Genomic DNA, 15,067 nt, shown 5'->3' on the forward strand with positions numbered 1-15,067 from the left:
ACCTTACGCTCTCCGTGATTCGCACTTGCTCATGCAAAGTGCCGTGTTGATGCCGCCGAATCCCATGCTCAGGCTCAGGCAGTGGCCGACCTCGGCCTCGACGGCCTCGCCGCGCACCCAGCGCAGCCGGTCGTCGATGGGCTCCACCAGATTGCGGGTGGGGTGCAGCCTGCCGTGCCGCATCTGGAGCAGCGCGGCGACCGCCTCCACCGCCCCGGCCGCGGTGAGTCCGTGCCCGGTGATCGACTTGGTGGCGTTGACCCGGGCTCGGGTGAGCCCGGCGGCCAGCAGGGCATCGGCCTCGGTGCGGTCGCCGACCGGTGAGGCCGTGCCGTGCGGGTTGACGTAGTCGATGTCGGCGGCCGTCAGCCCGGCCCGCTCCAGGGCCTGCCCGATCGCCCGCACCTCGCCCTCCAGGGACGGGTTCGGGTTGCGGTTGCCGTCCAGCTGGACCGACCAGCCGGTCAGCGCCGCATACGGCTCGGCGGGTGCCGGGCGGGCGCCGACGCGCTCGACGACCAGCGCGCCGCACGCCTCGCCGAAGACGAAGCCGCCCCGGCCCGAGTCGAACGGACGGCAGGCCAGCTCCGGCGCCTCGGCGCAGGACTCCGGCGCCATCGCGCCCATGGCGTGCAGGCCCAGGTACTCCCAGTACGAGAGGTCCATCAGGGCGCCCACCGCCACGCACACGTCGACCCGGCCGGATGCCACCGCCTCGGCCGCCTCGATGACCGCCAGCTGGCCGCTGGCCGAGGCCCCGCCCACGGTGTGGGCGAAGCCGCGGATGCCGAAGGCCGCCGTGGCGAGCCCGCACAGATCGGTGTCCAGGAAGGACATTCCGTAACTGGGCCGCAGGAAGCGGGGTTTGGCGCGGTGGCGGTCCTGGGCGAGCGTGAGCTCGCGCTGCTGGAGGTTGTTGCCGCCGACGACCAGGCCGATGCGCTCGGCGGGGACCTCGTCGAGGCGCGCCTCGGTCCAGGCCTCCTCCAGGGTGGCCAGCAGGACCTGGCCGGTGAGGGAGACGGTCCGCAGCTCGCGTGCGGCCAGCCGGTTCGTCGGCGCGAAGGTGGGGATCTCCGCGCCGACGAACCGCGTGCCGGCCTGGCGGCCGGGCCGCTCCATGACGGCGAACCGGTGCGCCCCGGCGAACAGTGCCTCGGCGAAGGCGGCCTTGCCCTGGCCGACGGCAGTGGTGACCCCCAGCCCGGTCACGGCGATCTCGGGCACGTTACCGGGCCACCGCGGTCTTGTCGGCGAGGTGCCGGGCGAGCTCGCCCAGGTTCTGCGGGCCGAACGTGTCGACCAGCGGAATCTCCAGGTTCATCGCCTCAAGGACGATCATGACGATCTCGGCGCGGTCCATCGAGTTGGCGCCGAGCGCGTCCAGCGAGTCGGTCTCCTGGAAGTCGTGCCCGTCGAGCTCCGGCAGGACCTCGACGATCGCCTCGTGGATCAGGGGGAGGATTTCTTCGCTCTTCATAGTCACACCATCTCTAGGGGAAACAGGGGGAACACGGGAACAGGAATCGGTGGGGACGGGGCAGGGGGGACGGCCGGTCACAGCTCCGCGTCGGCCGCGGCCGCCCGTAGCCCGGCCAGGTCCGCACCCGGGTTGGCGACGATCTTCAGCAGCAGCCGCTCGTACAGCGCGGCCATCCGCTCGGCCGTCCGCCGCCCGAACAGATCGGTGCTGTACTCCAGATAGCCGTTCAGGCCCGCCGGAGTCTCCCGCACCACCAGGTTGAGGTCGAACTTCGCGACCCCGGCGTCCGAGGAAACCGGCAGCGTGGCGAACTCCGGTACGGGTGCCTCCTCGCCCGGCGGGGTCGGTGCGGGCGCCGGGATCAGGTTGAACATCGCCTGGAACAGCGGCGAGTGCGCCGGATCGGGCTCGGCGACCAGCTCCTGGGCGAGGCGCGCGAACGGCACGTCCTTGTGCTCGTGCGCCTCGGCCGTCACCCGCTTGGCCCGGGCCAGGAGCTCGTCGAAGCTCCGGTCCCCGGCCGTGTCGAGCCGCAGCACGAGCACGTTGATGAAGTAGCCGATCAGCTGCTCAAGGGCCGGGTCCGGGCGGTTGGTCACCGGCGAGCCGATGGCCGCCTCGCGGTCCTCGGTGTACGCGCCGAGAAGCACCGCGAACGCCGACAGGAGCGTCATGTAGAGCGTGACGCCCCGCTCCTGGCCGTACCGCCGCAGCTGTACGAGCAGCTCGGCCGGGACGTTCACCGCGACCGTCGAGCCCCGGTGGGACCTGACGGCGGGACGGCGGTAGTCGGTGCGCAGCGAGAGGCAGGCGGGCAGCCCGGCCAGCTGACCGCGCCAGTACGCCTCCTGCCGGGCGAGCTCCGCAGCGTCGACCGCGCGGTGCTGCCAGTGCGTGAAGTCGGCGTACTGGAGCGGCAGTTCGGGCAGCTCCGGCTCGGCGTCCCGGCGCAGCGCCGCGTACACCGTGTTCAGCTCGGTCAGGAAGACGCCGGTGGACCAGCCGTCGAAGATGCCCCACGGGCGGGTGACGACGGCGATGTGCTCGTGCGGCGACAGCGTCAGCAGGTGCACCCGCAGCATATGGCGGTCCTGCGGCGCGAACGGCCGGGCGCGCTCGGCCCGCAGCCACTCGGCGGCCGCCGCGTCCCCGGCCATCTCCTCGAACGCGACGGCGAAGCCACCGGCGTCGTTGACCTGCTGTACGTATGCCCCGTCGCGCAGGACATAGCTGGTGCGCAGCACCGCGTGCCGGGCCACGAGCGCCTCGAAGGCGCGGGCGTAGGCAGCGCGGTCCAGGGTGCCGACGATCCGGTAGGCCATCTGCACGTTGTCGTACGCCGTGCCCAGGTGCTCGCGGTGGTTGAGGAACCACAGCTCGCTCTGCTGGAGGGAGAGCGGCGCGCTCAGGGCGCTTTCGCCGGGCGCGGGCAGCGGCAGTGCCGCCGGCTCGTCCGCCGGGGACTCCAGGGCCGCCGCCATCTCCTGGACGGTGGCGCCGCCCAGGATCACCTGGAGCGGAAGGTCCTTGCCGGTCTCCTGCTTGACCCGGATGGTGAGGCGGGTGGCGAGCAGCGAGTGGCCGCCCAGCTCGAAGAAGCCGTCCTCCAGACCGACCCGGCCCAGACCCAGCACGTCCTCGACCAGACGGCACAGCGTCCGCTCGGTCTCGGTGCGCGGGGCGACGTACACCTCCTTGTGGACATCGCTCTCGTCCGGGGCGGGCAGCGCCTTCTTGTCGACCTTGCCGTTGGTGGTGATCGGCAGCTCTTCGAGCGCCACGAACACGCTGGGCACCATGTACTCGGGCACCCTGGCCGACAGGTGCTCGCGCAGCACCCGGGTCATGGTCTGGCCCATCCGGGCCACCTGCGGGGCGTTGGCGAGCTGCGGGCGGCCGTAGGCGCCGCGCGCCCGCACCCGGGGCAGCTCCCCCTTGCCGAGGACGAGGTCGAGGCCGTCGGGGCGGTCCTGCGACCAGGTCACGGCGACCCGGTGGCCGAGCTCCTCCGCGTACCGCAGGGCCGACTCCAGCTCGCGCACCCGCTCGGTGGCCGCCGCGGACAGGCGGATGCCGCCCGGCAGCGGGTCGACCTGGCGGTTGGCGGGCCAGCGCGTCAGCCCCTCGGCCACCAGGACGTCGTCCTCGACGCGCGGGTTGGTCAGACCGGTGACGCCGAAGCGCTCGGGCACCTCGCCCGCCAGCAGGGCGCGCAGCGCCTGCGGCGAGTCGGCCTCCAGCCACGGCAGCGGCTCGGCGGGCGCGCCCGCGCCCTTGGTGAGCACCACGTCGTAGCGGTAGCTGAGCATCTCGTTGTCGCCCAGGCCCCGCTTGACCATCAGGTCGACGGCGCCCAGCTCGGGGAAGCGGTCGCCCAGGTCCGCGAAGAAGGCCGGGCTGACCAGCAGCTCGCCCTCCTGCCGGCGGCGGCGCTGGACCTGGGCGGCGAGCGCCCCGGCCGAGGTGCGCACCTGCGTACGGCTGCGCTCCATCGCGCCGAGGTGCGCGGAGAACAGGTCGAGGTTGCGGACGTCGCCGATCAGGATGCGGCCGCCGTCCTCGACGAGCGGCAGGATCCGGGCGACGGCCTCTTCCAGGTAGACCCGGTTGGGGAAGTACTGGACGACGGAGTTGAGGACGACCGTGTCGAAGGTGGTGCCTTCCGGTGCCGTCACCGACAGGGCGTCGCCCTGGCTCAGGGTGACGTGCGTCCAGCCGCGCCGCTCGGCGCCGCGCTTGACCCCGGCGAGCGCCGAGGCGGAGATGTCGACGGCGTGCACCGACTCGCAGGCGCCCGCGTAGCGGTACAGGAGCAGACCGGTGCCGCAGCCGATCTCCAGGAGCCGCCGGGGCCGCAGCTCCTCGATCTGCGCCACCGTGCCGTCGATCCACTCGCGCATCTCGGGCTCGGGGATGAGCTCACCGGTGTAACTGCTGTTCCAGCCGACCAGGTTGAGCTCGGCGTCGGTGGCGTCGGCGGTCGCGTCGTCGGCCGCCGCGTACTGGTCCTCGAAGAGCTTCTGCCACTGGCCGAGGTGTTCGGCGTTCTGTTCCTCGGCGGCCGTGTCCAGCCAGGCGTCCGTGGGGCGGACGTAGGCGACGAGTTTCTTGGTGTCGCCGCTGTCCCGGGTGGTGACGACGGCGCTGTGCACCGAGGGGTGGGTGTGCAGCGCGCTCTCGATCTCGCCGAGCTCGACGCGGAAGCCGCGCACCTTCACCTGGTCGTCGATCCGGCCGACGAACTCCAGGGCGCCGTCGGGCAGTCGGCGCACCAGGTCGCCGGTGCGGTACAGCCGCGCCCCCGGGGCGTCGGAGAAGGGGTCGGCGACGAACTTCTCCCCGGTCAGGCCGGGGTTGCCGAGGTAGCCGCGCGCCACGCCCGCGCCGCCCACGCACAGCTCGCCGACCACCCCGCACGGCACCAGCCGCAGTCCGGGGCCGGTGACATGGGCGGTGACATGGGCGGTGGCCTGGCCGATGGGGCGGCCGATCGGGATCGGCGCGTCCTCGGCGAGGTCGCGCGGGATCTCGTGGCAGGTGGAGGCGATGCTGTTCTCGGTGGGGCCGTAGGCGTTGACGACGGTCAGGCCCGGGTGCGCCGCGTACAGCGTGCGCACGTCGCGGGCGGAGAACGCCTCGCCGCCCACGCCCAGATAGGACAGCGGCAGCGTGCGGTGGCGGGAGGCCTCGGCGAACGCGGGCAGGAACGCGGCCGACAGCGCCATCATGGTGACCCCGGAGCGCTCCACCCGGTCCAGGAGCCGGCCGACGTCCTTGGAGTCGCCGTCGTGCAGCACCAGCCGGCCGCCGTTGAGCAGCGGGCCGAGCACCTCCTGCGAGCCGACGTCGAACGAGATCGACGAGTGGTGCAGCACCACGGTCCGCTCGTCGGTCGGGAAGTACTCCCGGTTGCGTACCAGCCGCACCACACCGCGCTGCTCGACGAGCACGCCCTTGGGCACGCCCGTGGAGCCCGAGGTGAAGATCACGTACGCCAAGTGGTCCGGGGTGAGGCCGAGTTCGGCCCGCGAGAGGTTGTGCTCGGGGCGGTCCGCGAGGACCTGGACGCCGTCCGCCGCCCGCTCCCCCGTGTCCAGGTGCAGCACGTCCGTGCCGTCGAGCACCGCGCCCGGCAGATGGGACTGGCTGAGCACCAGGGTGACGCCGGAGCTCTCGATGAGGGTGCGGATGCGGGCCTCGGGGTAGCCCGGGTCGATCGGCACATAGGCGCCGCCCGCCTTCAGGATGCCGAGCAGACCGGCGACGAGTTCGGGCGAGCGCTCGGCGCACAGCCCCACCAGCGTGTCCGGACCGACCCCCCGCTCGCGCAGCTCGTGAGCGACGCGGTTGGCGCGGGCGTTGAGCTCGGCGTAGCTGAGCGCGGTGGCGCCGTGCTCGACGGCGACGGCGTCGGGCCGCCGCTCCACCTGCTCCTCGAACAGCTCGAAGAGACAGCTGTCCTGCGGATACGGGTGCGCGGTGGCGTTCCAGTCGGTGAGCAGCCGGCGGCGCTCGGGCGCGGGCAGGATGTCGACGGCGAGCGCCTCGGTGCTCGCGCCGCCGTCGGTGGCCAGCGCGGTGACGATGCCGGTCAGCGCCGCTTCCAGGTAGCCGATCAGCGCGTCCGGCGACAGCGAGGCGTCGACCTGGGCGTTGAGGGAGAGCTCGGTGCCGATGTCGTCGATGGACAGGCCGACCGGGTAGTTGGTGCGGTCGGCCGAGCCGAGCCAGCGCACGCCCTGGGCGTCGGTGCCAGTGGGGCCGTCGTCGTCGCGGCCGGGCTCGAAGTGCCGGAAGTTGATCATCGAGCTGAAGAGCGGCACGTCGCCCTCGACCCCGCTGCACCGCTGGGCCGCGATCAGCGAGCTCTGCTCGTACGTGATCAGCTCCTTGAGCGCGGAGTCGACCTCGGCGACCAGCTCGCCCACGGTGCGCCCCGCCAGGCGCACCCGCAGCGGCAGGGTGTTGATGAAGTTGCCCAGCATCCGCTCCACGCCGGGCACGCCCTGGAGGCGGCCCGACAGGACGGTGCCGAACACCACGTCGTCGCGGCCGCTGCACGCCGCCACCACCACGGACCAGGCCGCGTGGCAGAGGGCTGCCGGGCTGGTGCGCAGCCGCTGGGCCTCCGCGCGCAGATCACGCGTCAGGCCCGGCGCCAGCGAGCGGCGCAGATCGCGCACCCCGCGCCCGTCGCCGCGCACATCGGTCAGGCCGAAGGGCGCGGTCGACTCGGTGACGTCGCCGAGCCGGTCCCGGAAGAACGCCTCGGTGTCGTCGGAGGCCAGCCGGTGCAGGGTGTGGGCGACGAAGTCGCGGTAGGGCGCGGGCGGCGCGAGGCGGTCGACCCGCCCGGACATGTGGGTGACGAGCTCGTCGAGGATGAGGCGCAGCGACGTCGCGTCCTCGATGAGGTGGTGTGCGCTCAGCAGCAGGAACCGCCGTGCGGAGTGCGGGTCCTGGGCGATCGCCAGCTTCAGCAGCGGGGCCCGGCCGAGCGTCATCCGCCCGGGCTGCTCCAGCAGGGCGCGCGCCTGCTCCTCGGCGTCCTGGTCCGGGTCGAGCGTGACGTGCTCGACGGGCAGCTGGGCGGTGCGGTGGACGACCTGGACGGGTTCGGGCAGCCCCGCCGTCAGCACGGCGGTGCGCATCACGTCATGCCGGTCGACCAGCGACTGGAGCGCGGCGGCGAACGCGTCCCCGGCGGCCGCGTCCTCGGCGGCCAGCAGGATCGGGATGACGTACGGGTCGTTGTCGGGATCCATCAGGTGGTGGAAGAGGATGCCCTCCTGCGAGGGCACCAGCGGGTAGACGTCCTGCACGTTGGGCGCCCCGCCGGGTACGGTCGCCACCACCGCGTCGAGCTGCGCCTGGGTGAGGTCCACCAGCGGCAGCATCGCGGGGGTGATCCGCTCGCAGGCCTCCGGTATGAGGTTGGGCGGGACGGTGAAGTCGGCGCGCGGCTCGGCGCCGTCGATCTCGGCGGCGAGCAGGGCCAGCGTCGGGGCGTTGAACACCGCCCGTACGGTGACGGCGAGGCCGTGCTCCTTGAGGCGGGCGATCAGGACGGTGATGAGCAGCGAGTGGCCGCCCAGCGCGAAGAAGTTGTCCTCGGCGCTGATCTTCTCCCCGTCGAAGCCGAGCAGCTCGGCCCAGACGTCCGCGAGCAGCTGCTCGGTGCCGGGGCGCGGGGCGACGTAGGCGCGCTGGGCGTAGGCGTCGATGCCGGGGGCGGGCAGGGTCTTGCGGTCGAGCTTGCCGTTGGCGGTGACGGGCAGCGCGTCCAGGACCACGAAGGCGCTGGGCACCATGTAGTCGGGCAGGGCGCGCTCCAGGTGCGCGGCGAACTCGGTCCGGTGGTCGGCAAGTTCGCCCTCCAGGACCGTGTACGCCACCAGCTGCGGGCTGCCGGGCTTGTCCTCGCGGACGACCACGACGCAGGCGCGCACCGCGGGGTGCTGGGCGAGGCGGTGCTCGATCTCGCCGAGCTCGATGCGGTGGCCGCGCAGCTTGACCTGGTCGTCGATGCGCCCGAGGAACTCCAGGGTGCCGTCGGCGAGCCGCCGCACCAGGTCGCCCGTCTGGTACATCCGGGCGCCCGGAGCGTCGTCGAACGGGTTGGGCACGAACCGCTCGCGGGTCAGGTCCGGGTTGTTGAGGTAGCCGCGCGCGAGCCCGGCCCCGGCGATGTACAGCTGGCCCACGCACCCGATGCCCTGCGGCTCCAACGCCTCGTTCAGGACGTGCAGTTGGATGTTGTGGATGGGGCTGCCGATGGGGACCGTGCGCAGCGGCCGGTCGGCCGGGCAGGTCCAGTGGCTGACGTCGACGGCCGCCTCGGTGGGGCCGTACAGATTGTGCAGCGGGGCGGGGTGCAGGGCGTAGTGCCGGCCGCAGAGATCGCCGGGCAGGGCCTCGCCGCTGCAGAACACCTGGCGCACCGAGGCGCAGTCGGCCCAGCCCGCCTCCTCCACAACCGAGCGCAGCATCGACGGCACGAAGTGCAGGGTGGTGACGCCGGTGCGGCGGATGAGGGAGACGAGGTAGGCGGGGTCCTTGTGGCCCTCGGGCTCGGCCACGACCAGTCGCGCGCCCGCCATCAGCGGCCAGAAGAACTCCCACACCGACACGTCGAAGCTGAACGGCGTCTTCTGCAGGACGACGTCGTCCTCGCCCAGGTCGTAGGTGTGCTGCATCCACTCGATGCGGTTCACCGCCGCGCGGTGCTCGATCATCACGCCCTTGGGGCGGCCGGTGGAGCCGGAGGTGTAGATGACATACGCCAAGTGGCCCGCGTTGAGCCCGAGTTCGGCCGCGTCGAGGTTGTCCTCGCCGAGGCCGGTGAGCTCCTCGCCCGCGTGCGCGACCCGTCCCCCGGCGTCGACGGTGAGCAGATGCCTCACCCCGGACACCGCCTCGGTGTCCAGGTGCGGCTGGGTGAGGACGACCTCGACGCCGGAGCTCTCGACCACGTACGCGGTGCGCTCGGCGGGGTGGCTGGGCTCGATGGGCAGATAGGCGCCGCCCGCCTTCTGGATCCCGAGGATCGCGGCCACCATCTCCGCCGAGCGCTCCATGCGCAGGCCGACCACGGTGTCCGGGCCGACGCCGTGGCGCCGCAGGGCGTGCGCGACGCGGTTGGCGCGGGCGTTGAGCTCGGCGTAGCTGAGCTCGTCCGCGCCGAAGACGACGGCGGTGCGCTCGGGGTGGCGCGCCACCGCCGCCTCGAACAGCTCGTGCAGACAGCTCTCGTCGGAGAAGGGGTGGCGGGTGTCGTTCCACCCGGTGAGGACCTGGTGGCGTTCGGCCTCGTCGAGCGCGGAGAGCTTGGATATCCGCGCGCCGGGCTCCTCGGCGACGGCCGCGAGCAGCCGGGTGTAGTGGGCGATGAAACGCCGCACGGTCGCGCTCTCGTAGAGGGCGGTGGTGTACTCGACCGCGCCGACCAGCCCGTCCGGCGTCTCACGCAGATCCAGGGTCAGGTCGAACTTGGTGATGTCGAAGTCGAACTCGATCAGCGAGACGTCGAGCGCGCCGAGCCGGACCTCGCGCTCGGACTGCGCCTCCTGAAGCACGAACATGGTCTGGAAGACCGGCGAGTGGCTGAGGCTGCGCTCCAGGTTCAGCGCGTCCACGACCGCCTCGAACGGCACGTCCTGGTGGTCGTAGGCCTGCAGCGCGCTCTCCTTGACCCGGGCGAGCAGCTCGGGGAAGGACGGGTCGCCGGACAGGTCGGTGCGCATGACCAGGGTGTTGGCGAAGAACCCGATGAGGCCCTCCGCCTCCAGCCGGTTGCGGCCCGCCACCGGGGTGCCCACGGCGATGTCGCTCTGGCCGGTGTACTGGTGCAGGGCCAGCGCGTACACCGCGAGCAGCGTCATGTAGAGCGTGACGTCGTGCCGCTCGCTCACCTCGCGCAGCCGCCGCAGCAGCTCGGGCGGGCAGGTGAACCGCTCGTGCCTGCCCTGGTACGTCTTGGTCTCGGGGCGCGGCAGGTCGGCGGGGAGGGTGAGCCGGGCATCGACCCCGGCGAGCCGCTCCTTCCAGTAGCCGACCTGGCGCTCCTGCACCTCGTCGACCAGCCACTGGCGCTGCCAGTGCGCGTAGTCCGCGTACTGGATCGGCAGCTCGTCGAGCGGCGACTCGGCGCCCGCACAGTACGCCTCGTACAGCGCGACCAGGTCGCGGAAGAAGACGCCGAGCGACCAGCCGTCGGAGACGCTGTGGTGCATGGTGACCAGCAGGACGTGCGCCCGCTCGGACTCGCGCAGCAGGCGGACCCGGATCAGGGACTCGTGCGCCAGGTCGAAGGGCGCGACCGCCTCGCGCTCGCACACGCCGGCGAGCGCGTCCGGACCTGCGAGCTCCTCGTAGGCCACGGCGAAGTCACTGCCGTCGCCGATTTCCTGGTACGGGACGCCGTCGCGCTCCACGAACCGGGTGCGCAGCACCTCGTGGCGGCGGACGATCTCGGCCAGCGCCCGCTGGAGCGCGGGGCGGTCGAGGGGACCGCTGAGCCGCAGCGCCATCGGGATGTTGTAGTACGCGCTGGTCCCGTCCAGCTGGGCCAGGAACCACAGCCGCTGCTGGGCGAAGGAGAGCCGCACCGGCTCGGTCGCGGACCGGGGGTGCCTGGGGATGGTGTCGAGCGCGGAGAGGTCCACGCCCTGCTTGCGCAGCAGCGCGATCAGGGCGCGCTGCCGCTTGGCGGGCAGCGACCTGATCTTCTTGATCAGGTCGGCGCTGTCTTCGTTCACAGTGGTCATCGTCCGGCCCCGGGTTCCTGGTTCTGGCTTTCCAGAGCGTCCAGCTCTTCGTCGCTCATGCTCTCGATCAGACCGAGGCTCTCGCGGATCCTATCCACGTCGAACAGGCCCTCCTCCCCGCCCGCGGGCGCATGTCGCTCCAGCTCAGCGGCCATACCGGCGAGCGTCGGGGCGTCGAAGACGACCTGGATGGGCAGGTCCGCGCCGCTCTGCTGCTTGAGGCGGTTCACCAGTCGGGTCACGAGCAGCGAGTTGCCGCCGAGGGCGAAGAAGTTGCTGTCCACGCCCAACTGGTCCACGTCGGTGTGCAGCAGTTCGGCCCAGACGGCCGCGACGGCGTGCTCGGTCTCGGTGCGGGGTGCGACAAGACGCTCGCCCCGGCCGCGGTTGCTCTCGGGGTCGGGCAGCGCCCGGTGGTCCAGCTTGCCGTTCTGGGTGAGCGGCAGCGCTTCGAGCAGGACCTGGGCGGCCGGGACCATGTACTCGGGCAGGGCCTCGGCCAGGGCGGTGCGGACGTCGTCGAGGAGTGGGGTGCGCGCCGCCCAGCGCGGCGCGGCCTCCTGCTCGCCGGACTCGGGCGCGCGGGCACCCTCCTCGCGGATCGCGTACACGTTGTAGAGCGGGGTGCCCCGGAGCAGCCGGTTGTCCTGCTCGCTGACCACCCGGTAGCCGAGCGCCCGCAGCAGGGTCTCCACCTTCTCCAACTGGCCGTCCACGTCGTGGAGTTCCACCACCAGCTGGCGGATCCTGGGCCAGTCGCGCCAGTGGATGCCCTTGAGCACCTCGTACTCGGCGTTCTCCACGTCGATCTTCAGCAGGTCGATGCGGTCCAGGCCCTGCTCGGCGACGATCTCCGAGAAGGTGCGCAGCTGACACGTGAACCGCTCACTGTCCAGGCGCGCGTCGACCAGCTCGGCCACCAGCTCGTCACCGGCGACCGTACCGTCCTCGGTCAGCTCCTCCTGGTTGCGCAGGTAGGAGCGGACCATCTCGTGCGCCTGCTCGGCAGTGGTGACACTGCTGGAGATGACGGTGTTGTGGCGGTAGAAGGTGAACGTCTCCTCCTTGGCCTCGGCCGCCAGGCCGCACGCGAACACCTGGGCGTTCAGCCCGTGCAGCTCCACGTTGCGGCGCAGCGAGTCGAAGACCGGCGGGATCGGCTCGAAGGCGAGGATGCGCGCGCCGGGGCAGCGCGTCCCCGCGAACAGGGTGAACATGCCGATGTTGGCGCCGACGTCGACGATGGTGTCGCCGTCGCGGATGGTGATGCCGTTGCGCAGGTATTCGAGGTTGGTGAAGATCTCCTCGTAGACGAAGTCCGTCTCACTGCGGTTCTGCTGGAACACCGTCATGCCGTTGGGCAGTTCGTACGTCCGCTCCAGCGCCTCGGGTTCGGTGCGCTCGATCCGCAGCAGCTCGCGCACCGCGTGGGCGCGCTCGGCCGAGGGCACCACATAGGACACCAGGCGCTGGTCGCCCTCGCCGTACTCGCGCACGACCACGCGCGCGTCCTCGACGCCCGGGTGGGCCAGCAGCTTCGCCTCGATCTCGCCGAGCTCGATGCGGAAGCCGCGCACCTTCACCTGGTCGTCGTTGCGGCCCAGGTACTCCAGGGTGCCGTCGGACAGCACCCGGGCCAGGTCGCCGGTGCGGTACATCCGGGCGCCCGGCGCGGGGCAGAACGGGTCGTCGAGGAAGCGCTCGGCGGTCAGCTCGGGCCGGTTGAGATAGCCGCGGGCCACCCCGTCGCCGCCGACGTACAGCTCGCCCACCGCGCCGACGGGGGCGGGCCGCCCGTGCCGGTCCAGGACATAGGTGCGCAGGTCGGGGATCCGCTCGCCGATCGGGCTGACGGCGAGCTCCGCGTCGGCCTCGGTGAGCGGCCGGTAGGTGACGTGCACGGTGGTCTCGGTGATCCCGTACATGTTGACCAGCCGGGTGCCCTTGTTGGCCGCGCGGCGCAGCCACGGCTTGAGGGCGGCCACGTCCAGCGCCTCGCCGCCGAAGACGACCGTGCGCAGCCGGTGCACGGCCGGGCTGTCGCCCTGCGCCGCGATCAGCTGCCGGAAGGCACTGGGCGTCTGGTTGAGGACGGTCACCCCCTCCGCGCACAGCAGGGCGTAGAAGTCCTTCGGGTTGCGGGTGGCGGCCTGCGGCACGATCACCAGACGGCCGCCGTGCAGCAGCGCGCCCCAGATCTCCCACACGGAGAAGTCGAAGGCGAACGAATGGAACAGCGTCCACACGTCGTCACGGCCGAAGCCGAACCACGGCTCGGTGGCGGTGAACAGCCGGGTCGCGTTGCGGTGTTCGACCATCACGCCCTTGGGCGTGCCGGTCGATCCCGAGGTGTAGATCACGTACGCCATATGAGAGGGCGTCAGACCCGTGGTTGCGGCGGGCAGATCGGTGTCCGGGCGGTCGGCCCAGAGCGCCGCGTCGGCCCGTACGTCCACCACCGGCACCTCGGGGGCACGCAGGCCCTCCGGCAGCGGTCCGTCGACCAGCAGGGCGCGCGGCGCGCTGTCGGTGAGCAGATGGCCGAGCCGGTCCACCGGCGATGCCGGGTCGAGCGGCACATAGGCGCCGCCCGCCTTGAGGACCGCGAGCAGGCCGATCACGATGTGCTCGCTGCGCGGCAGGCAGAGCGCGACCAGCACGTCCGGGCCGACGCCCAGCTCGCGCAGATAGTGGGCGAGCCGGTTGGCGCGGGCGTTCAGCTCGCGGTAGGTGAGGCTCTCGGCGCCGTAGCAGAGGGCGACGGCGTCGGGGGTCGCGGCGACGGCCGCCTCGAACCGCTCGTGCAGAGCGCGGTCGTCGGCGTACGAACGCGGGCGCCGGTTGCCGTCGACGAGCAGTCGCCGGCGCATCGCCTCGGGCAGGACGGAGATGTCGAGGGCGGCCACCGGCTGCTCGGCGTCGAGCGCGCCGAGCAGCCCGGTCATGGCGGCCTCCAGGTACGCGATGACCAGGGCGGCGTCCTGCGCCTGGTCGATCTGCGCGTCCACGGAGAACGAGTGCCCCAGGTCGTCGACCGAGAGTGCGACCGGGTAGTTGCTGCGCTCGATCACCCCGGCCAGCGACTTGACGCCCGCGCGCTCCAGCTCGTCCTCGTCGATGCGGTCGTCGGACTCCAGATGACGGAAGTTGAAGATCGCGTTGAAGAGCGGGGTGTCGCGGGGCACGTCGCTGTGGCGGTGGGCGACGGCGAGCGGGGTCTGCTCGTGGCGCACCAGCTCGCGCAGCGCACGGTCGGTCTCGGCCACCAGCTCGCGCACGTCACGCCCGGTGAGGTCGAGCCGCACCGGCAGGGTGTTGATGAAGTTGCCAAGCATCCGCTCGATGCCCCGGGGGCCCTGGAGGCGCCCGGACATGACGGTCCCGAACACCACGTCGTCGCGCCCGGCGCAGGCCGCGACGACCAGCGCCCAGCCCGCGTGGAAGAGCGTCGCCGGGCTGACCCGCAGCTCCTTGGCCCGGGTGCGGACCCGCTCGCCGAGCTCCGGATCGAGCGGCTTGCGCAGATCAGCGACCCGTCGCCCGTCGCCGTGCACGTCGTGCATGCCGAAGAGCACGGTCGGCTCGGTGACGTCGCCGAGCCGCTCGCCGAAGTACGCCGCCGGGTCCAGGACCTCGGCCCGGTGGGCGGCGTGCGCGATGAAGTTGCGGTACGGCTCGGGGGCGGCCAGCTCGGCGGCGCGGCCCGTCATGTGCGCCACGAGCTCCTTGAACAGGAAGCCGAGGGAGGTGGCGTCGTCGATGACGTGGTGCAGATTGAGCACCGCGGACCACTGCCCGCTCCGCGGGTCGCGGGCCGCGCGCAGCCGGATCAGCGGCGCCCGGTCCAGGCGCATCGCCTGCGAACCGGCCAGCAGCTGCTCGATCTCGTCCGCCGCGGAGCTGCCGGGGGTCACCGCCAACTCGTCCACGGTGAGTTCGGCGTGCCGGACGACGACCTGCACGGGCTGCGCAAGACCGTCGGTGAGGATCGCGGTGCGCAGCGCGTCGTGCCGGGCGATCACCGCGCGCAGGGCGTCGGCGAAGCGGTCCAGGTGGTCGCGGCTGTCGAAGGAGAACACCCCGGACAGCACGTACGGGTCGCGGCCGCTCTCCTTGAGGTGGTGGAAGAGCATGCCCTCCTGGAGGGCGGCCAGCGGGTAGACGTCCTGGAGGTTGGCGGCGCCGCCGGGCACGGCCGCGACGACCGCCGCCAGCTCGTCCTCGGTCAGCTCCACCAGCGGCAGCATGTCGGGCGTGATCCGGGTGCTGCCCTCGGGGACGCGCGCGGCCGGGACCACGAAGGTGTCCGCCGCGCCGC

4 protein-coding genes and 1 pseudogene are annotated in these 15,067 nt (G+C 72.4%); all 5 read right to left on the reverse strand.

The genetic code is table 11. The annotated features are described in order from the left end of the window. Positions 1-3 precede the first annotated feature (3 nt). Positions 4-1,227, reverse strand: coding sequence for a beta-ketoacyl synthase N-terminal-like domain-containing protein (locus ACZ499_RS25700; RefSeq protein WP_468678280.1), 1,224 nt, complete (start codon positions 1,225-1,227; stop codon positions 4-6). Between the two features lies 1 nt (position 1,228). Continuing rightward, positions 1,229-1,480 (reverse strand): acyl carrier protein, encoded by a 252-nt coding sequence (locus ACZ499_RS25705; protein ID WP_190093451.1) that lies wholly within the window; start codon positions 1,478-1,480, stop codon positions 1,229-1,231. 77 nt (positions 1,481-1,557) lie between these two features. Then, positions 1,558-10,749 (reverse strand): amino acid adenylation domain-containing protein, encoded by a 9,192-nt coding sequence (locus ACZ499_RS25710; protein WP_468678282.1) that lies wholly within the window; start codon positions 10,747-10,749, stop codon positions 1,558-1,560. Continuing rightward, entirely contained in the window at positions 10,746-12,101 is a 1,356-nt protein-coding gene (locus tag ACZ499_RS25715; RefSeq protein ID WP_468678306.1) for an FkbM family methyltransferase, read from the reverse strand. Before ACZ499_RS25715 ends, ACZ499_RS25710 begins: the two co-directional genes overlap by 4 nt. Positions 12,102-12,200: 99 nt before the next feature. Then, positions 12,201-14,996 (reverse strand): annotated as a pseudogene (locus ACZ499_RS25720) (non-ribosomal peptide synthetase); the annotation flags it as partial. Positions 14,997-15,067 lie beyond the last annotated feature (71 nt).

The organism is Streptomyces sp. NPDC031265, from assembly GCF_055570295.1.